This window comes from Ensifer sp. Root1252 (assembly GCF_001425885.1).
GTDB classification, from domain to species: domain Bacteria; phylum Pseudomonadota; class Alphaproteobacteria; order Rhizobiales; family Rhizobiaceae; genus Ensifer; species Ensifer canadensis.
In genome coordinates this window covers 1-18745 of the sequence record NZ_LMDT01000041.1, presented here as the reverse complement: position 1 = coordinate 18745, position 18745 = coordinate 1, and the positions used below count along the sequence as shown (strand labels likewise).

The 18745-nt window shown below is 60.2% G+C and carries 21 protein-coding genes and 4 pseudogenes; 11 read left to right on the top strand and 14 right to left on the bottom strand.

Annotated features, from left to right (window positions below):
- Nucleotides 1–273, top strand: a pseudogene (locus ASD02_RS39065) (hypothetical protein); the annotation flags it as partial.
- A 541-nt stretch (nucleotides 274–814) separates the two neighbouring features.
- Here ASD02_RS39065 and ASD02_RS30245 read toward each other — a convergent pair.
- Nucleotides 815–1237 carry a type II toxin-antitoxin system VapC family toxin gene (locus tag ASD02_RS30245; RefSeq protein WP_057211038.1) on the bottom strand — a complete coding sequence of 141 codons (423 nt, stop codon included), beginning with the start codon at nucleotides 1235–1237 and terminating at the stop codon, nucleotides 815–817.
- On the bottom strand, nucleotides 1234–1488 hold the full coding sequence (locus ASD02_RS30240; RefSeq protein WP_057211036.1) for a type II toxin-antitoxin system Phd/YefM family antitoxin: 255 nt from the start codon (nucleotides 1486–1488) through the stop codon (nucleotides 1234–1236). The genes ASD02_RS30245 and ASD02_RS30240 overlap by 4 nt, the downstream gene beginning before the upstream one ends.
- Before the next feature lie 418 nt (nucleotides 1489–1906).
- Between ASD02_RS30240 and ASD02_RS30235 the strand changes: the two genes are divergently transcribed.
- From ASD02_RS30235 to ASD02_RS37635, 4 genes and pseudogenes are all read left to right on the top strand, one after another.
- Nucleotides 1907–2623 (top strand): alpha/beta fold hydrolase, encoded by a 717-nt coding sequence (locus ASD02_RS30235; protein ID WP_244494317.1) that lies wholly within the window; start codon nucleotides 1907–1909, stop codon nucleotides 2621–2623.
- Nucleotides 2624–3030: 407 nt separating this feature from the next.
- A pseudogene (locus tag ASD02_RS37640) lies at nucleotides 3031–3129 on the top strand (AsnC family transcriptional regulator); the annotation flags it as partial.
- Nucleotides 3130–3248: 119 nt separating this feature from the next.
- Nucleotides 3249–4190 (top strand): hypothetical protein, encoded by a 942-nt coding sequence (locus tag ASD02_RS30225; protein ID WP_057221530.1) that lies wholly within the window; start codon nucleotides 3249–3251, stop codon nucleotides 4188–4190.
- Nucleotides 4138–5016, top strand: a pseudogene (locus tag ASD02_RS37635) (PLP-dependent cysteine synthase family protein); the annotation flags it as partial. The gene ASD02_RS30225 and the pseudogene ASD02_RS37635, both read left to right, overlap by 53 nt.
- A gap of 62 nt (nucleotides 5017–5078) precedes the next feature.
- Here the strand turns inward: ASD02_RS37635 and ASD02_RS30210 are convergent.
- From ASD02_RS30210 to ASD02_RS30185, 6 genes are all read right to left on the bottom strand, one after another.
- Nucleotides 5079–6704 carry a tripartite tricarboxylate transporter permease gene (locus tag ASD02_RS30210; RefSeq protein ID WP_082555677.1) on the bottom strand — a complete coding sequence of 542 codons (1626 nt, stop codon included), beginning with the start codon at nucleotides 6702–6704 and terminating at the stop codon, nucleotides 5079–5081.
- 2 nt (nucleotides 6705–6706) lie between these two features.
- A complete protein-coding gene (locus ASD02_RS30205) occupies nucleotides 6707–7138 on the bottom strand; it encodes a tripartite tricarboxylate transporter TctB family protein (protein ID WP_057211026.1) in 432 nt (143 codons plus the stop codon).
- Complete coding sequence (locus ASD02_RS30200) at nucleotides 7135–8094, bottom strand: tripartite tricarboxylate transporter substrate binding protein (RefSeq protein ID WP_057221528.1); 960 nt, start codon at nucleotides 8092–8094, stop codon at nucleotides 7135–7137. The genes ASD02_RS30205 and ASD02_RS30200 overlap by 4 nt, the downstream gene beginning before the upstream one ends.
- Before the next feature lie 49 nt (nucleotides 8095–8143).
- Nucleotides 8144–9199 (bottom strand): pyridoxal-phosphate dependent enzyme, encoded by a 1056-nt coding sequence (locus ASD02_RS30195; RefSeq protein WP_162255930.1) that lies wholly within the window; start codon nucleotides 9197–9199, stop codon nucleotides 8144–8146.
- Nucleotides 9200–9390: 191 nt separating this feature from the next.
- Nucleotides 9391–10584 (bottom strand): Xaa-Pro peptidase family protein, encoded by a 1194-nt coding sequence (locus ASD02_RS30190; RefSeq protein ID WP_057211020.1) that lies wholly within the window; start codon nucleotides 10582–10584, stop codon nucleotides 9391–9393.
- Nucleotides 10574–11350, bottom strand: coding sequence for an IclR family transcriptional regulator (locus tag ASD02_RS30185; protein ID WP_277996370.1), 777 nt, complete (start codon nucleotides 11348–11350; stop codon nucleotides 10574–10576). Before ASD02_RS30185 ends, ASD02_RS30190 begins: the two co-directional genes overlap by 11 nt.
- Before the next feature lie 140 nt (nucleotides 11351–11490).
- On the opposite strand from ASD02_RS30185, the gene ASD02_RS30180 reads away from it, so the two are divergent.
- Complete coding sequence (locus ASD02_RS30180; RefSeq protein WP_057211016.1) at nucleotides 11491–11742, top strand: helix-turn-helix transcriptional regulator; 252 nt, start codon at nucleotides 11491–11493, stop codon at nucleotides 11740–11742.
- Here ASD02_RS30180 and ASD02_RS37630 read toward each other — a convergent pair.
- Complete coding sequence (locus tag ASD02_RS37630; protein ID WP_082523791.1) at nucleotides 11726–11950, bottom strand: helix-turn-helix transcriptional regulator; 225 nt, start codon at nucleotides 11948–11950, stop codon at nucleotides 11726–11728. The genes ASD02_RS30180 and ASD02_RS37630 overlap by 17 nt on opposite strands.
- 192 nt (nucleotides 11951–12142) lie before the next feature.
- On the opposite strand from ASD02_RS37630, the gene ASD02_RS37625 reads away from it, so the two are divergent.
- The 4 genes from ASD02_RS37625 (at nucleotide 12143) to ASD02_RS30160 (ending at nucleotide 15244) form a co-directional block, all read left to right on the top strand.
- Nucleotides 12143–12790 (top strand): LuxR family transcriptional regulator, encoded by a 648-nt coding sequence (locus ASD02_RS37625; RefSeq protein WP_158268947.1) that lies wholly within the window; start codon nucleotides 12143–12145, stop codon nucleotides 12788–12790.
- Between the two features lie 138 nt (nucleotides 12791–12928).
- Complete coding sequence (locus tag ASD02_RS30170) at nucleotides 12929–13552, top strand: acyl-homoserine-lactone synthase (RefSeq protein WP_057221526.1); 624 nt, start codon at nucleotides 12929–12931, stop codon at nucleotides 13550–13552.
- A 703-nt stretch (nucleotides 13553–14255) separates the two neighbouring features.
- A complete protein-coding gene (locus ASD02_RS30165) occupies nucleotides 14256–14741 on the top strand; it encodes an antitoxin Xre/MbcA/ParS toxin-binding domain-containing protein (RefSeq protein ID WP_057211010.1) in 486 nt (161 codons plus the stop codon).
- A complete protein-coding gene (locus ASD02_RS30160) occupies nucleotides 14738–15244 on the top strand; it encodes an RES domain-containing protein (protein ID WP_057211008.1) in 507 nt (168 codons plus the stop codon). Before ASD02_RS30165 ends, ASD02_RS30160 begins: the two co-directional genes overlap by 4 nt.
- A 59-nt stretch (nucleotides 15245–15303) precedes the next feature.
- On the opposite strand, the pseudogene ASD02_RS30155 reads toward ASD02_RS30160, so the two are convergent.
- The 3 genes and pseudogenes from ASD02_RS30155 to ASD02_RS40125 all read right to left on the bottom strand — a co-directional run.
- A pseudogene (locus ASD02_RS30155) lies at nucleotides 15304–15567 on the bottom strand (DUF2493 domain-containing protein); the annotation flags it as partial.
- Nucleotides 15568–15658: 91 nt separating this feature from the next.
- Entirely contained in the window at nucleotides 15659–16048 is a 390-nt protein-coding gene (locus ASD02_RS30150; protein WP_057221524.1) for a hypothetical protein, read from the bottom strand.
- Nucleotides 16017–17048 carry a hypothetical protein gene (locus ASD02_RS40125; protein WP_057258499.1) on the bottom strand — a complete coding sequence of 344 codons (1032 nt, stop codon included), beginning with the start codon at nucleotides 17046–17048 and terminating at the stop codon, nucleotides 16017–16019. The genes ASD02_RS30150 and ASD02_RS40125 overlap by 32 nt, the downstream gene beginning before the upstream one ends.
- A 74-nt stretch (nucleotides 17049–17122) precedes the next feature.
- Between ASD02_RS40125 and ASD02_RS40120 the strand changes: the two genes are divergently transcribed.
- Entirely contained in the window at nucleotides 17123–17299 is a 177-nt protein-coding gene (locus ASD02_RS40120; protein WP_244494316.1) for a hypothetical protein, read from the top strand.
- Between the two features lie 19 nt (nucleotides 17300–17318).
- Here ASD02_RS40120 and ASD02_RS40115 read toward each other — a convergent pair whose 3' ends face one another.
- Both ASD02_RS40115 and mobC read right to left on the bottom strand, forming a co-directional pair.
- Nucleotides 17319–18494, bottom strand: a complete 1176-nt coding sequence (locus ASD02_RS40115) for a hypothetical protein (RefSeq protein WP_057258498.1) — start codon at nucleotides 18492–18494, stop codon at nucleotides 17319–17321.
- Nucleotides 18484–18745, bottom strand: a 262-nt coding sequence (gene mobC / locus ASD02_RS30135) for a plasmid mobilization relaxosome protein MobC (RefSeq protein WP_057258497.1), incomplete at its 5' end; no start/stop codon positions are given. The genes ASD02_RS40115 and mobC, both read right to left, overlap by 11 nt.

Sequence of the window (18745 nt, the reverse complement as noted above, 5' to 3'; positions counted from 1 at the left end):
AATGCTCTCCTGCTTGCCAAGGGCCTTGATCGCGACACTGTTGACGGTTTGCAGCTCGATCTTGGCGAGCGGACACGAAGAGCAGTGGACGCCGGCCTCGTTCTGCGCAGGCGCACGGCGGAGCACCTGGTCAGTCTCTCCTCAAACAGAGAGTATCTCGTCATCCGGCATCGTCCAGACCTGACGGCCTCGATCTCACAGATGAGCCGGGTTATGGCGACCCTTGATGAACTCTCGCGCAAGGTCAGAAAGATGTTACGGACTTCGTCGTGAGGGGTGCAGTCGCAAGCCTGGCTGAGGTCATGCGGTTCCTTGGCCACATCCAAAATGCCTTTCTGGGGCACTTGGATGCCCTTCGTTGAACCGGTGCGGTAGAAGGCTTCGAGCTAAAGGAGCAACAGCAAAGTGACGGCTCACCGCCTCTTCATCGGGTTCTTGAAGTTTTCCGCAGCCGCGGCTGCGGTTCGGTCGGGATAACTCGTTTGGGGAATGGCGCCCGCAGCGATGGAAGGTTAAAGACTGGCGCACGGTGGCAGCCGTTGGGATATTCGAGGCGTCGGCACGAGGCGACGCTCGAATATCCCTCGCCCATCATGCCGGCTCACGCTGCACCGCGGTCCAGCTGGCTGGCGTTCATCGACATCCGGCTGCAGACCATGCAGGCAGGTGACCGTGCGTTCTGCGTGGGCGGCCATCTGGAACACGGCGCGCTTGTCCTTAAAGCGCCCGTTGTGCTGTATCGCGCCAAGAAGCTTCCGGATTTTCTGGCAGAGCCGGTTCGGCATATGGGACAAGCCTGTTTGCGCTGTAACCGTCAGCTTTGCCAGGGATCAACCACAACAACGCCGGTGCCTTCAAAGTCCCTGACGTTGCGCGTGACGACGATCATGTCGTGGACCAAAGCGGTCGCTGCAATCAACGCATCGGCTTCGTTGCGCCGGTCGGGGACATGCAGGTGCGCGCAACGCGTCGCAACCGCATCATCAACTGAAAGAATACGACCGGCAAACTCAGGGCGCACATGACTGTCAAGCCAAGAGCGCAGCCGAGCGCCCTGTGTGGCGTCCCGGCGCTGCACGCCGAGCACTCCTCGCTCCAATTCAAGAACCGTGATGGCGGAAATGAAGAAGCGCGCCGCATCTTCCGATCCGACCCACGCTACCACATTGGCATTGGCTTTGCCGTCGCCAACTTTTCGCAGTTCGGAAATCACGTTGGTGTCCAACAGATACTTCAAAACAAATCGACTTCGCGCGGCCTGACTTCGACGCGGCGCGGCTCGAAATCGATCGCCGAAAGGCCAGACATAGCGAGAGCCTCGACAAGGCTGCGCCGCCTGCCGCTCAAGCGCTCGAATTCATCGTAAGTCATGAGCACATGGGAAGGCCTGCCGCGGTCGGTGATGATCACCGGACCGCTCTTTGCCGCCTTCTTTGCGCGGCTGACGTCATGATTCAGTTCTCGACTGGAAAGAGTCGTGATGCTCACGGGTCACCTCCATGTAGGCATTTACCTACATATAGCACTGGAGGACGAAATAACAAGTGGAGCATACGCTTGAGCGCGCATGCTCCACGCCCGGCGCAGGGGCATTCCAGTCGGCACGTTATGCGACCATTTTAGCCCAAAACGCGAGACAGCCTCGCAACAAGCTGTGCACACGGCTGCTCCTGAAGAACAGCTCCCGCATAGCCTGAACCGGGAGTTCTGGCGCGTTGTTGACCTTCACCACCGCGGCAGCGGCCAAGGCGTCTTGACCGCTACGGGCTCGAAGCCGTCTGGCGTAGCTGCATCGACGGTTCGCCTCCCAAATGGCAGCCAACGGTTGAGTTTTTGTTCCTCGGTTCCATTTGATGTGCCTAGACCCGAACAACATGAAGGAGGTGATCGAATGACGCGGAACATCATGGCGCTGGTCTTTGCGGCCGTATGCGGAATGTGCGGTCTGGGAGTGACGCATGCCGAGCAGTTGGCGGCGAGATCGAGCGCCAGCATAAAGAACGATCTTAATTATCTGATGTACACGCCAGACGACTATGCCTCGTCCGGCAGCGCGTATCCGCTTGTTGTCTGGCTACATGGCGGCGATCAGGGCGGGACCGATATCGAGAAAGTTAAATCAAGTGGCATTCCGAAATTGGTCGAGGATGGAAAGACATTCCCGTTCCTGGTGTTTTCGCCTCAGAATCCGAGTGAAGAACTGCTTTATCCGATCGAGAAAGTGGAGGCCGCACTCGACGAGGTTATGTCGAAGTATCGCGTCGATCGCACGCGTGTCTATCTCGTGGGGTTCAGCCGCGGCGGTTTCGGTGCATGGGCCATGGCAGAACAGTTTCCCGAAAAATTTGCGGCTGTCGTTCCAATCGCTGGCGGCGGTAACCGCCACTACCTTAGCAGGACAAATGAAAAGGCAGCCTTCTGGGTGTTCCACGGCACGAACGATGAAGTCATCCCTTTGTCGGATTCAGTCGTGCTTTACGAGCGCCTTGTGGGTCTGAAGCGAAATGCTCGTTTGAGTGTTCTGGAGGGCGTGGACCACTCGGGCGTCGAGTGGGCCGCCTTAAATGATCCGGAGCTCTGGGATTGGCTTCTGAAACAGCGCCTTGACGTCGGGCCTGAGTAAACCTCTGCGCGTATCGGGTAATGGGAACGGCGACTGCTGGCGCCTTCATCTCGGACGTTTGAAAACCTGTAGCGACTTTTCGAAAGCTGCCCCTGCGGCCTTAGAACATTTGAGCAGCGTGAAATCCCAATTCCGTCATTTCGTCTATTTCGACGCCGACCTAAATGCTAGCCCGTCGCCCATGGTTTTGACGATGCGGCCACCTCAATAAGCTTCTGAAGAACGTCCTTCTGGCTGTCGAAGTCGACGTCGAACTCTTCATGGCTGCGAAGTCGCCGTTGCTGATCAGCTTGGCGACGACGGGCTTCTGCGCCTGGCAAACTTCGCACCATGGTGCGGTAACGTGGACGAGAACCGGCACTCCGGCTGCGGCCGCCTCATTGAAGCCAGGAACGAGGTCTTTAGCATTTTTGAAGCAGAAATTGACGCGGCTGGAAGGCGTTGCCTCCATAGAGGCAAGCTTCGCGCTGAGCCAGATCAAGCATTCCCAAGCGCTGCCGTTTTAGCATTCAGCCGACGAGGTCCGCCAAAATACCGCACAAGCTGATGAAATCTCCGGGAAATCGCGAATGGCCCTCACTCTGCCGCAGGAGGGAGGATAGAGGCGCAACCGGAGTTACGGCCGATGGTCAGTTCACAGGCATCTGAGCAAGGTTTTCCACCATCCACGCCCGGTGCCGGCTACGGCGAAGCGATTGGACACCATGGAGAATTTCTCCAAGGCGTGTTCAAGACGCCGGAGGGCGGCCTGAGGCGCGGCCTTCTCACGGTACCGCATCCTCGCTTGAAGAGCGTCGTCAACTTCTGGCCGCGGACAGGCAAGCAGATCCGAACACGACCGGACGACCGGGAAAAGGCCGCGGCTGCGGCGCGCCTGACTCTCGATTTCCTTGGCCAGAACAAGGTCGGCGGCGACCTGACGATCAGCAGCAATATCCGGTTCGGGAGCGGTCTTGGGTCTTCGACGGCCGATGTCGTCGCGGCAATACGGGCAACTGCCGATGCCTTCGGACAACGGCTTTCACGTCTCGATCTGTGCGATCTCGCCGTGCGGGCGGAAACTGCCATTGACGCGATCGCCTTCGGCATTCAGCCGGTCCTTTTCGCCCATCGCCAGAGCGGGCTGATCGAAGCTTTTTCCGGTGACTTTCCAGACCTTCTCATTGTCGGATTCGATACCGGAGACGACCCTATCAACACGACCGAGCACAAGCCGGCTCGCTACTCGTCCGATGAGATCGAACTTTTCGCCGTGCTTCGCGGCCTCGTTTCAAGGGCGATCACCGATCGCGACACCCCGCTTTTCTGTCGCGTCGCAACCTTGAGCGCACAGATCAATCAACGCCACCTACCCCGTGCGCGCTTTGACGAGATCACCTGGCTTGCCCAGGAGTGCAATGCGCGAGGAATACAGGTGGCCCACAGCGGCAATATCGCAGGCCTGCTATTTGACGTTGGCAACCTATCGGCTGCGTTGACGGGCACGCGCTCCCTTAAACATTCCGGCTTTGGCAATGTCGGCGTTTTCCATTTTCCCAGTGGTAGGGAATTGCAGAACCATGAATGAACTCAATCGATCTCGGCTTTCAGCCTTCGAGCTTCCCAGAATGGTTCCCATGCATGCCAACCTCTATGCTGCGTGCTTCCAGCTCATGAAGCTTCTTCCCGCGCGGTTCATGCTCGACCGGGCCGAAGATGTCGGCAGGCTGAAACCCGGGGGACATATCGTCGAGACAACGTCCGGCACGTTCGGAATGGCATTGGCCATGCTGGCTGCCGTGCGCGGCTACAGACTATCGCTGGTTACCGCCTCCAGTCTGATCGACGCGGACTTCGCGCGCAGGCTCCGGGACCTCGGCACCATGCTGACAATCACCGACGATCCGGAAGGTTCCGGCAATCAGCAACTTCGACTGGAGCGGCTTGCGGAAATACAAAAAATCTTTCCCGGCAGTTTCTGGCCCAATCAGTATGACAATCCGGACAATCCCCTCGCCTATGCAGCGGTCGCAGAGCATCTCATCCGGACAGTTGGGTCAATCGATTGTCTGGTGGCGTGCGTCGGCTCGGGCGGATCGATCAGCGGCACGGCGCATTTTCTTCGGGTGGTTTCTCCGGAAACCCGTGTGATAGCGGTCGATACCCACGGCAGCATCCTTTTCGGGCAGCCACCGGCTCCGCGAAAATTGCGCGGAATGGGCAACAGCATCGTGCCGAGGAACCTTCGGCACGAGCTTGTCGACGAGGTTCATTGGGTCGGCGCCCGGATTGCGGTGGAGGCCGCCTTCAATCTCTTCCGGTCCCACGGCCTGTTTGTAGGGCCGACAAGCGGGGCGGCATTCCTCGTTGCCGACTGGTACGCCCGCGCAAATCCTGAGGCGAAGATCGTCTTTCTGCTTCCTGACGAGGGGCATCGCTACAACGCAGTTTATGCCGCTCTTCCCTGCCTTGGGGATCAACGCTCATCTTCTTGTTTCGAGACTGGCAGACCGATCCTGATCGACCGGATCGTCGCCGGGAGCGAGGCCGACTGGTTTCGGTTTGCCTGGGCTCGCAGGTCCATCGAGGACGTCATAGCTAGGCCACTTCGTAAATGACGTGCTCTCCGGCCGCTTATCAGCGGCACTAAGAGGATGGCGATGGCTGCAATGCTGAACGCGACGGCAATCGGACTGTTCATGAAGACATTAAATTCTCCCGCACTAAGAATGATGCTTTGCTGGAGGTTCTGTTCCAGAAGCGATCCGAGCAGAAAGGCCAGCAAGAGCGGCGCGAGTTCGAAACCGGCTCGCTGCAGCGCGTAAGCCGCAAATCCGCAGACCATCATCACTCCCACGTCGAACAGGCTGTTGTTGATGCTGAAGGCACCGATCGCGCAGAAGACTAGAATCAGCGGCGTGAGAAGCGCCGCTGGTACCCGCAACAGCAGCACGAAGATGCGCACAAGAGGCATGTTGAGCACTAGTAGCATCGCGTTTCCGACCAGCATGCTGGCAATCACGCCCCAGAACAGATCGGGGTGGTCCGCGATCAATGAAGGTCCCGGGGTGACGCCCTGCATGAGAAGCGCGCCCATGATCACCCCGATAACGGCGTTCGCGGGAAGACCCAGGCAAAGTAGCGGGATAAAGCTCGCCTGTGCCGCCGCATTGTTGGCGCTTTCCGGCCCGGCCACACCTTCGATCGCTCCTTTTCCGAACCGGTGCGGCGCGCGGGAAATCTTCTTCTCCATCACGTAACTTGCAAAGCTCGCTATCAAAGCCCCGCCGCCGGGAAGGAGACCAAGGAAAAATCCCAGCGCGGAGCCGCGCGATATCGGGCCGGCCGCGGCCCGCCAATCGGACCGGGTGGGCAACAGGTCACGGAGCCGATACCTATCGAAGCTGCTCGTCCCGGGCGGCCGTTTTCGCTCCGCTGCGACAAGCACCTCGCTCACTCCGAACATACCCATTGCGAGGACAGCGATATCGATGCCGTCACGCATATCGGCGGTGCCGAATGTGAACCTTTCTTCGCCGGTGACAAGATCCACCCCGACAGTGGACAGGAGGAGACCAAGGCCAATCATGACCCAGGCCCTTGCCCGGGATCCGCTGCCGACCGAGGCTGCAAGGGTTAGTCCAAAGAAGACCAGGGCGGTCTTCTCGATTGGGCCGAAACGAAGAGCGACGTCGGCAAAGGCAGGGCCTACCAGAGCGATGCCGAATGTGGCGGCGATGCCGGCGATGAAACTTGCGGAGGCCGACATGCCGAGAGCGGCGCCCGCCCGCCCCTGTCGTGTCATCGCATAACCGTCGAGCGACGTGATCGCACTTGCGGCCTCGCCAGGCACGCGGATCAGGATGGAGGTGATCGACCCGCCATACATTGCGCCGTAATAGATCGCCGCCAGAAGGATGATCGCGGCCGTCTGGTCGAGCGATACGGAAATTGGAAGGAGGAGGCTGACTGTTGCGGTGGGGCCGAGTCCCGGCAGCACGCCGACGGCCGTGCCGATTACGACTCCGATCAACGCGACAAGGAGATTGGATGGTTCGATCGCAACGAGCAGGCCGCCAAGAAGATTGATGATTGAGTCCATGGTCAACTCCAGAAACCGGCAGGCAGGGGCACGCCTAGGAGCCTCTCGAAGACCGCCCAGCATGCGAAGGTCGTGCCCGACGCGATGGCGAGGGCTTGTGGCCAGCGCAACCGCTCAACGATGGCCACGACCAAGCTAAGAAAGACGAAGATTGCGGGCAGCGTCCCGGCGATGCTAAGCAGCCCCACAAATCCGATGATGGCGACGCCATATCCGAGGAAGCGAGGGATCTCGATCCTCTCGTCCATTCCCTCCTGACGCCATCCTTCCCGCATCGTCGCGGCCAGCGCCACGAGAAGAAGGATTGCCGCCGCTACGGGGAAGAGACCCGGCCCAGGCATCCCGTGTTTCCAGACCCCAAGCGAAAGGGATGAGCTGATCGCGACGATCGACACGACGACCAAGCACGCGGCGACAATCGATGCGAGCCTCATGGCCGCAGCCCCAGAAGCTCGATCTGTTTCCCGATCTCGCGATAGTTCCGGGCGATCTCTTCGTGAAAAGCCTGGCCTTCCTGGAAAGTCGCCTGGCCGCCCAAAGTTTCCAGGAACCGCTTGTAGAGGACGGTCCTGGTCATGACGCGAAGAGAGTCCTGCCAGTATTGCAGTACCTGTGCCGGCAATTTTGCCGGTCCGAAGAGCCCGTAGGCACTAGCGACGGAAAGCGGATAGCCAAGCTGCTTGAAGGTCGGGACATCGGGATGCCCGCTCACCGGCTCCGGCCCGGTTTCGACCAGAAGCCGCACCTTGCCGGCCTTGAGATGAGCTGCAAAGTCCGAGGAAACCACCATATCGATATGTCCGCCAAGGAGAGCGGTGATCGCATCTGCTCCGCCAGAAAATGGGACGAAAGCGGCTGTGACGCCCTCTTTGCGGAATGCCGCCTCGGTCGCAATATGGCCGATGCCGCGAGGGGCGGCAGTCGCCCAACGCAGCTTTCCGGGATTGTCCCTCCCGAACTTAATAAGATCGGGCCACTCCTTGAAAGGACTATCCGTTCGGACAAAAGCGGGAATGGCGATGTTCGAATAGGCCGCGATATAGGAGAAGTCGCGCAGAGGATCATAGGGTAGCGACTGCAGATGCGGTGCAACGAGAAGCGGGCTTGCCGAATAGAGCGACAACACCGTTCCATCGGCCTTGGCACGCCGGATCTGATCGGTCGCAATGGTTCCGCCGGCGCCGGGCCGGAATTCGACGCCGACCGGATATGAGTCCGTCAGCTTGACGTGCTCCGCCGCAACGCGGGCGGCCAAATCACCGGCCCCGCCTGCAGAGAAACCGACGACGATCGTCGCATTGTCGGTGGGCGCAGGATTCGCCTGGGCGAACGAGATTTTCGAAAACGCCGCCAGAGTTGCGGACGTGAAGAGAAATGAGCGCCTATTCATAGAGCTCCCCCTTGTTGGTCAGGACAGATTTCTTTTGCGGTGGCGACGCTTACACAAGCAGAGTTTGTTCAATTTCGTCCCAGGCAGCAGACGGCCTGGCATACGCCTTTACGGCTGGAATCGCCTGTTGCGAGATATCGAAATCTTTCATTCCGGAGGCCGTGATCACGGCCGCCACACAATCCGGACCGGCAATGACGCCGGTCCGGCGAAGTGTATCGATGGCGACAAGCGGTGCCACAGCCGACAGTTCGGCGAAAATACCCTCAAGCATCGCCAGGTCCCGTTGCGCCGCGAGCAGGCGGTCGTTGTCAACTGAGCAGGCAATCCCTCGGGATTGCCGCAGGGCGCGCAGCGCCTGGAAACTGCTCTGGGTGGCGCCGATCGACAGGGCAACGGTAGCGAAAGGCCGCGCCATTGCGGCGACTTGGTCGGACCCGCAGCTCATCGCCGCGTCCAGCGAGCCGTAAACCTCCGCCGCGATCAGGCGCGGGAGTTTTCGGACGAGACCGGCGTTGAACGCTTCCTTGAAGCCTTCCCAGACCCCGCTCAACACGTCGCCGTAGCAGACGGGAAGCGCACACCAGTCGAGATCCTGACCATTCATCTGTTCCGCCAACTCGAACGCAATGGTCTTGTAGCCCTCGACACCGATAGGATGGCTTCCAACCACCGGTGCGCTGAACGGAGAGGCGACCACCCATCCCCGGCGCTCCCAGCCCTCGGCCAGGAATTTCCACCGATCCATCTTCTCGTCGAACGGCACAACCGTCGCACCGAAGGCTCGGATCTGAGCGAGCATCGGAGCCGGTCCCCCGTTAAACGTGGAGACGATACATTGAAGACCGGCATGCGCCGCATAAGCCGCCAATGAGGCTCCAGCATTTCCGGATGACGCAGTGGCGATTGTCGAATGTCCGCGCTGCCTTGCATAGGAGGTGAGGACTGCGGAAAACCGATCCTTGTGCGAGCCGGTCGGGTTGCGGCTCTCGTCTTTGATCAGAAGCCGTTTGACATCGAATTTGGTTCCCAAGCGCTCCGCCGGCGAGAGGGGTGTGAGGCCCTCGCCCAGAGAAACCGCCGCGCTGCTTTCGATTGGCAGCATCGAACCGTACCGCCACATCGAGGGGATATGGGTAAAGCCGTGATCCGCCTGCGGCCAACGAGTCTCGTAGATCGGCCGCAGGTTCGAAGGCGCGGTCGCAGCACAGCGTGGGCAACCGCGTGAGTCGATTGGGAAACCGGATGGATAGGTTGCCTCGCAACGCAGACAGGATAGGTGCTCGATAACGACGGTCATGGCGCAATCACTTTAATATCTCCGGAGGATGTCAGCCGCTCGGCGCCTTGCCCGGTGACGACGAACATGTCCTCGACTTGCAGCCCATACGAGCCGATCATGTAAAAAGGCGTCTCGATGCACAGCACCATTCCCTCTTCGAGAACGTCTTTCGAGCCGGGAGCAAGGAGTGGAGCATCGTAGCCATCGAGCCCGATACCGTGGCCGACGTGATTTCTTCGATATCGATCGAGACCTGCGTCCTGAACGGCGCGCATGATCTCGCCGAAAAGTTCGCTGGCGCTCAGGCCCGGTCTGACAATCGAGGCGCCGTGTTCGACACCGGCCCGTAGCGCGGCGTACTGGCTGCGCAGTCCGGAACTAGGCTCTCCGAAAGACGCGATCCTCGCGATATCGGCTCGATAGTGTTGATACCGCCCACCGACGTCGAAGCGGATGATGTCGTCCGGCCTCAGTGAGCGTTGCGAAGGCTGAACATTCATCAGGGCGCTCCGCTCACCGAACCCGATACAGCCAAGGATTGGTAACGTATCCTCTCGGACGGTCTTCTCGTGAAATACGCGGGCCATTTCGATCTCTGTGATTCCAGCCCGCGCAACGGCCAAGGCCGCCTCTACGGATATTTCCGCGACTTTGCCGACGCGCCGAAGCCGCTCGATCTCCGAGGGGCTTTTGACGGATCGAGTAGATCGGAAGAGCGGCTGTGCATCGATGAAGGATGCTTGCGGGCATTTGGCGCTGAGCTGCTCGAGATAGCCGGGAGACAGGCCTGATAGATCCAGCCCTATTCGGGCCTTTCTCAGGCCAAGCTCCTCAAGCTCTGCGGCCAGTGCCTCAACGGGACTTGCATGCTCCCGAAGGGACTGCATCTCCGCGAGCCGCCGGCTCGTAAGGTCGTTTTCGACGTCGGCGCCGACTTCGACCGCAAACTCGCCATAACGCGCGACGCGCGCAGCCCAGACATTCTGATCGGCAATCAGATCGAGCGTCCCGCTGCTCGTGATTACGCTGGACCTCGTCTCCGCGTCGGCCCGTGGCCAGACAGCGTAGGCTTGCGGGCCCGGGCGGATCCATTGTGGCAATGCCCAGAAGCCGCTGAGATAGGTGACATTTTCTGCGCCGGTGGCGATGACGGCATCCAGGCCTTCGGCATCCATATTGCGCTCGAGGCGCGATAGATTAAGCAGCATCGGATTTCTCGCTTACGTTCGCGCGCACGACGCCGCGCGCCATTTCAATCGCTGCGGCCGCCGCCATGACCCTCTCGCCGACGGCGGCGACGGCAAGGTTGGGTTGCGCCGCGCGGGGGAAAGCAACGCTGATCGCAGCCACGATCACCCCCTTCGCATTGCGGAGAGGGGCACCAATCGAGAAGATGCCGGGAATATTCTCGTTGAGGGCTGTGGTGTATCCCACGCTTCGAGCGCGCCGCAGCTGGTCCATCAGTTTTTCAGGATCGGTGACAGTGCGTGGCGTCCTGCGTACGAAGGGCTCCTCGGCAGCGAGGGCGCGGATATCGTCGTCACTGCAATCGATCAGCAGCGCTTTTCCCAGTGCTGTTGAATGCAGGAACATGCTCTCACCCGGCGTTGCGCGAATGACCAAGGAACCATTGCTCTGCACCGCGGCAAGGTAGAAGGCCTTACTGCCTCGACGGGCGCCGAGGAAGCCGTTCAGGTCGTTGCTCTGCGCAAGCAAACGCAGCTCGGCGTCGGCCAGGGCGATCAACTCGTCCTGTTCGAGTAACGTGCGAGCGAGATTGAGTATCTCGTGTCCCGCACAATATCTCTTGGTGGATTCAATCTGATCGACAAACCCTTGCGCACACAGCGTATGAAGCAGGCGTTGGATGCTTGAAGGGCTTTGTTCAACCCGCCTCGCGATCTCGCGAACGCCGAGTGGCTCAGACGAGCTCGCGACGGCTTTCAGAACCATGAGCCCTCGCTCCAAAGACATATTTCCCTGCATTTTATTGTCCCGCTCCTGCGTACATCGTTCCATTTTTTAAATTAGGTCAGATATGAGCAGGCCCTGTCAATTAAAAATGTGCACTAAAGTTTGTCGTCCTATAGTTTGCACCCGCGCATCCATGACGCATGGACATCAGGGTGATAATCGGGAAAAACATCCAGCGCTTTAGAAGAGAGCGATCGCTCTCTCAGGAAGAACTGTCGTTTCGATCGGATTCCTCGAGGGCCTACATCAGCGGGCTCGAAGCAGGCAGAAGGAATCCAACTGCTCTCTCCCTGGTCAAATTCGCCGAAGCACTTGGGGTCACGGTCGTGGAGCTCATAACCGACCACGATGCAGACAGAAAAACCAAAAAGTCGATCAAGGCGAGTGAGTGAGATCTCTATCTACAAGAGCCTGTGGATCTGTCATGAGCGCAATTGCCAGGGCCTCGAGCGTGTCGACGGTGGGAGCGCTTTCTTCTCGCTCTAATTTACCAACATAATTGCGATCCAGCCCTGCGAGTTGCGCTAACTCGGACTGTGACATCCCTGAGCGGTGGCGCAAAATACGCAGATTTCTCGCAAATACCGATCTCAGGCGCATACCTCCATTTGTCATAAACGCCACTCGGAACCCACCTACTATAGTAAGCAATCGATAATCCCCCGATTGTCGACCGTTCAGTTCACAACTAAATCGAGAAGGTTAGTTTATGCGGGTTGTGCGATGCGGAATTCTTGGGAAGCGCTTAGCCTTTTCTCCGACGCTGTTACACAAGCGACGACGCCCCGAGGGGTGGGCGAAGCTCTTCGAAATCTTCTGGAGCCATTCGGATTTGATGCCTGTCTGGTCGCTCTTCTGTCTCCGACCGTGGAGTCTGTCTGGACACCGCAGGTTCTCGCGGATCTTTGGCCAAAAAGCTGGTCGGTGCACTACTTTGAAAACAAACTCGTTACCCATGATCCATGCGCGTCGCTGTGTCTTAGGACAGATCAGTTGTTCAGCTGGCGCAGCGTTACGCACCGGAGGCTGCCACAAGCGGAATATGAGGTCATGAAATCGGCGGAAGCATTCGGCCTGAGAGACGGTTTCTGCCTGCCGGTCCACGGTGCGAATGGACAAATCGGCGTTGTCTCCATCGCCGGCGGCGAAATCGAACAACGGCCCCCGCTTCGCTTTCTCATCGAGGCCGCGGGCTTCTGTGGTTACCAGAAGATACTGCGCCTGAAAGAGGAAACGGCACATCCAGTTCTGACAAAAAGGCAGGCCGAGATCTGCGACTGGATCGCCTCGGGAAAGACCGCCTCAGAGACGGCAACAATCCTCGGCATATCGGAGGCAACTGTCGAACGGCATTTGCGTGACACTCGCGAACGTCTCGGCACCGTGAACTCGGTGCATACGATCGTGACAGCGATCAAACGTCGAGAGATCCGCATCTGAGACCAGGAACGGCGGGCGGGTGGGATAACCATGCCTACAACCAAAGATCACATTTTGTTGACGACACATGCTCATTTTCCTGAGTATCGGCGGCGACGTTCCATCGATATCGTTTCTTCCTAAAGCGAGTGAGGGAACATGAAAGTAGTCGCCATACAGGGGTCGGCGTCGTGCCAGACAATGATCTGGCTAAGACAGTCTTACAGGCTGCGCGCCAAGGTCTTCCACCATCGGCTTGGTTGGAAGGTGACCGTCTCTCGGGATGAAGAAACCGACATCTTCGATCAATTGTCGCCTGACTATCTGCTGGTTGTCGACGCTCGAGATCATGTCGTCGGGACGGTGAGATTTCTACCGACGCACGGGTCAACCATGCTCTCGACTGTCTTCTCCTACCTGTTGACCAACAGCCCATCTCTGCCTGCAGGCCTGGTCGAAGCATCACGTTTCTGCGTCGACACTGAAAGATGCCGAAACCAGGAGTTTATCAATCTGGCGACTCGAAGCCTTTTCGCCGGCATGGTGGATTGGGCATTACAGCGCCACTATCCGCAAATCGCGGCCGTCGTGGACCTTCGAATGGAACGCGTTCTACGACGCGCGGGATGGTCCCTTGCAAGGATATCCATCCCGCACTCGATGGGACGGGTTACCGGCGTGGCCGGCTATTTGCCGGTCAGTCAGGAAGTCCTCTTGGCGCTTCGGCCGTCCAATTACGTTTTCAGCGATCGGAGCGGCGATACTTTTGTACACGATTGTTGACGCCAGCATACATCAACTTGTCCAAACCTCTTGAGCGCGGTGCAAGCCGATCTACCGATCCCAGAAGCGAAGCAGTCCTCGGTTTCACTTTCCGTAAACGCGACGATCGAGAACCTACGGTTCACTTCGCTCCGGCCGAAGAGTGACCATCGTCTCTACTAGGGTCAACAGCGACTCGACCGCATCAAGGGGAAGCGTCTCCACGATTTTGATCGGCTTACGGCGACTCTCGGCCTCGGCCAGTGTTTTGCCCAAACGATAAGAGCAGCGGCCATGATCAAATCTATTGGCGAAAAATCAAGTAGTTCACTGAGGTGAATCAATCGCGTGACGTGCATCTTCGTCTCGCTGCGCTCATAGCGGCCGTCCGCAAGTAGCGCAATGTAGTGACATATCATTTGCAGCGTCAACGGCCCATTTGAATGTGCCGGCGCCTCAAGGGCCAAAGATGATTCGATGCATGATTACTTTTGCACTGACTTGTTTCGCCTCGTTGAGCATCACGCTCAAAGAGTTCCCGATCCATCTCGGCGCGGGTTTCGGCCGCCATACCTTCGCTGAGCGAACACAAAAGTGTGGCGTGAAACTGCCTGCCCCGCAAAGCCGCAGTGACGCGGTCGAGGCTGTCGGCTTCCACGGACCTATTGAAAGAAGTCGCGCCAGCTGTCATATATGGAACGACAGATGACGTAGGAGATGCACGATGGCACTTGCGGTGGAAAATGGCTTCCCGGAAGCAACCGGCGGAGAATTGCAGAAGGTCGCAGCGTTGCTCGGCGGAACGCGTGTCCTGTCGCGCCGTCTGACGAGTGCGCTCGATGCCCATGAGCTCCTGCTGCATGGCTTGCCGGCTTCGGCGATCGATCACCTCGTCGGAAGCCTGCTCTTCATCGGCAAGACCGAATCCCTCGAAAAGGCCGTCGGCATGAGCTTGCGGACGTGGCAGCGGCGCAGGGATGCGCCGTCCAAGCCGCTTAGCCAGGAGCAAAGCGGGCGGGCATGGAAGTTCGCCGAGATCCTGGCAAAGGCGACGGATGTCCTGGGAACGCAGGCGGAAGCCGAGCAATGGCTGGAGCGTCCGGCAATCGGGCTCGACCAGCGCCGCCCGATCGATCTTTTGGGAACGCCCGCCGGCGTCGAACTCATCGAGGACTATCTCCAACGGCTCGAATACGGCGTCTATGCATGACGCCTCTGCCGATTGCGCTCGGTGGTTCCGAGCTGATTGCATGGCGGCTCGACCAAGCCGCCTATGCCCCGACCTGGGATAGTGGAGAAGGCGCCTATCGTGTCGGCGGGCGCTGGAACAGCAGGGGCATGCGCGCGGTCTATTGCTCGATCGACCCGTCGACGGCGATCCTTGAGGTCGCGGTCCATAAAGGTTTTCGCGTGCTTGATACCGTTCCGCATGTTCTGACGGCGGCCGTGGTCGCTGACATTTCCGCGGTGCATGTCGTCGATCCTTCCAGCGTTCCCAATCCGAACTGGCTGCGCCCCGGCATCCCGAGCGCGGGCCAACAGGCGTTCGGCGACGATCTGCTTCGCCGGCATCGCTTTGTCGCGATCCCGAGCGCGGTGTCGGCGCATAGCTGGAACCTGGTCTTCGTGGCAAGCGCCGCCACCGAGGCCTATGCGCTGAAGTTCCAGGAGGCTTTCGCTCTCGATACAAGGCTGCACCCACCATCGGCATGATGCGAGCGCGACCGGGCACAACTCGTGGCCGGTCGTAGAGTGCCTTGTGGTCATGGCGCTCACGCGTCGGTGATCCCGGACCCCGAGAAGATGATGACGCCGGCGGGCATGATCGAGAGCATGTCGTCGTTGCGGCGGAAGGGAGCCGCCTTGGCGTGCTTCGTCCAGTTCGGCTTGAAGGTGATCTGGATCACCTTGCGGCTTTCCGCCCAGCAGGCGGCAATGCGCTCGGCGCCCTTCAGCGAACCGCCGTGCAGCAGGACCATGTCCGGGAATTTGGCGCGGGCGCGATCGAGCGCATCAAAGACGCGTTCGTGATCAGATCGCCTCTCGGCAGGCGGTCGGCCGAGCAATATCGATGATGTCGCCACGGGCGGCGGCCGAATCCCCCACATGAGGGAGACTACAGACGGATCAGCGCTCCGCGCCATCGCGGTCATTGCTGCGCTGGCGATCCTGCTCAGCCTGCCGGAGGATCTGCTGGCGCTGCTCGTCCTGGGCACCTTTGGCAGTGGCAGCCTGTTCCCGCGTCGCACGAGCGGCACGACCGGCGGCAATTGCCTGCTGCTGGGCGGCTATCGCGGAATCGACAGCTACCGGCGCGGGCCGGTCCTGGGAGCGTGTCGCGTCGGCGCGGGCGCCCGGCGGTGTGCCCCCTCCCTCCGTGGTGTCAGCGACCGATTGCATTTGCTGCATCTGGATGTCACGGCGCTGCTCGGCAAAGAGCGCGGAAATTTCCTTGCGCATCTCCTCGACGGCCTGGCGCTCCGCACTACTGTCGACCATGGTCTCGAGGCGGTCCATCGATTTGTTCGCTCGAGAAACACGCTCGTCGAACTGTTCCCATCTCCTCGACGGCCTGGCGCTCCGCACTACTGTCGACCATGGTCTCGAGGCGGTCCATCGATTTGTTCGCTCGAGAAACACGCTCGTCGAACTGTTCGAGCGATAGGGGCATGACCTTCTCCTTCTGCTGTTGAAAGTTTACGATCGGGGTAGCGAGTTCTGCCAAGGGCTCGTTCGATGGCACGCTCGCCCTCTGAGCGAGCCCATCAAACTTCCTTTGCAGCCACGGCGATGGCGCACCGTCCTTCGCTGAGCCTACCGCCTCAATGATTACGTCAGAACGCAGCCCCAGCTTGAGCATCCGCGCCTCGAAATCCCTGACGACGGACAGCGTCTCTCCGCCCGGGTCAAACTCGTCGTTCTGCTTGGCGAGTTCGCGCTCTATTTTGCTGACGCTCGCCGTTGTGGGCGCCAGCACATAAATTGTCTTGCCACCGGCCGAAACGAAGTTGCTATCGACGCCGGCCACCCGCTGGACGATCTCAATCATCGCGTCGCGGTCAGCGACCTCCTCCGTCTCCAGACGAAGGAGCCCGGCCGAAACGAAGTTGCTATCGACGCCGGCCACCCGCTGGACGATCTCAATCATCGCGTCGCGGTCAGCGACCTCCTCCGTCTCCAGACGAAGGAGAGCAAAGCCGGCAGCGTGGCGCGGCGTTGGCTGCGCAGCTTGTCCGGCCGCCGCGGCTGCGAACCGGTCGGCCGCCGCGATCACCGACGGCTCCGCGCCGGCCTTCTTCAAGGCGTTTGCGGTTGCCTGCCATTTCGCGGCGAGAGCCAGGTTGCCATTGATGAGCGAGGCGCGATCGACGACGCCGGCGCGCTTGCGCTCGACGCGTTTGGTGACGGCGGGCGTCTTGAGATAGCGAGGATCGCTCTTGCTGCGCTCGTAGGCGCCGGCCTGCGACTGGCTGTAAGGCCGTGTGGCCGCGACGTCTGCGCGCCGGGTGGCGACCATGGCGATGCCTCGTAAAGCTCCGGCTTGGTCAGCCGCAGCGCCTTGCCAAGGTCGTCTCGCGCCGAGATCATCACATGGACATGCACATGGCCGGTTTCCGGATGATGCGCCGTGATCCAGCGATGCCCGGCGACCTGCTCGCTCAGGAAATCCCGCACGGCCCGCTTCATCGCCTCTGGATCAGTTCCCGCCCGCGCCGAGAAGATGACATGGAACGCGTTGCGCGGCTCGACGGTGCGAATGTGGGATGACCAGTCCCGCCAGATGCTGTCAGCCTTCTCCTTGACGCTCGAACCGCGCTCGACCGGATCGCCGGCGCTGATCTGGCTCGACGGTGCGAATGTGGGATGACCAGTCCCGCCAGATGCTGTCAGCCTTCTCCTTGACGCTCGAACCGCGCTCGACCGGATCGCCGGCGCTGGTGCTTACGGCTTTCTCGTTGCGCAGAAACTTTTCGAGGAAGTAGCGGCCGGATTTTTCAGAGACGGCGGCGCCGAGAATGCACACCGCAGCCGAGACGCCGGCGTCGGCCAATCGGCGTGCAAAACTGGCCTCCGCATTTTCGACAGCGCGTGCCGGACCATCGCCCCGCTCCCGTATCTTCAACGCGCCCGCAATCGTCTTCGCCGGCAGGTCCGTTACCGCGTAGACCGAGACCTTGCCATCCGGATGCCGAGAATAGAGGAAAGGCTTTGAGCCGAACGCGGCATTCAGGGCGTCGTGAAGCGCGGCATCGTCGACCGTATCGGCGACGGTAAAGGAAAATGTGGCCAGCGCGTTGACCGCATAGGCGTCACGGAATTCCCCGCCCCATTCGGCCAGCGCCGCGGCCCGGTCCTCGCGGCTTGCGACCGCGAGGCCGTCCTGATCGTAGATCGGGATATCGACCTTGCCCCTGTCGCCGTTTTCCGTCTCGACTTCGCGGGTTCCGAGATAGGTCATCAGGCCCGCGGCCGAAGCCCGGCTCGATACCGTCGACGTCACCTTGATCACGACCGGCTGTGCACCGGCGGCAATCGCTGCACGGCTCGCGGTTTCCGCTGAGGATCTATCCGTTGCGGCGCGTCGCGTGGAGATCGGYYGAGCCATGCGAGGCRCGGAAAGGCCTGCGCCCCCTCCMCCGCCGGCCGACTTCTTCAATTCCTCTTCGTCATCCAGATTGCGGCCAGCACCCAAGGCACCGACGAGGGCGATRACACCTCGCTGCGATGCCTGGGACACCTGCAGGATCGACGCGATCGTCGGCTCGTTCGGCGATATCGGACCTCGACGYGTCTTGCTCGCAATGCCGGACGGTACAAAGCGCTCCTGCGGCGCCTGCCCCGACATCGCGATACCGATCGCGCGCCGCCGGCGCGATTCCTCATCCTCGTCAATCAGCGACGATGCTCGACGGACGGTATAGGTCTCGATCGCGCCGAGCAGCCCGGTCCAATCATGCGCCACGGCCAGTCCCCCTCCGCTCCCCACAGCTGATCCGCAGCATCAGGTCGACGTCGGCCCGCAGYCGAAACAGGCCGTCGAGAAGAGTRCGCAGCGCCGCGTCGAGATCCGGTTCATAGGCGACGCGCCCCTCATTCATCGCCCGGACCGCCTGGTTGAGATTGATACCGATCCGCCGCAGCTCCTCATTGGTGTCGCGCAGCGCGTCTGCCTCGGACGATCCAACCGGAAGCGGAAGGCCGAAGCGGAAGGCC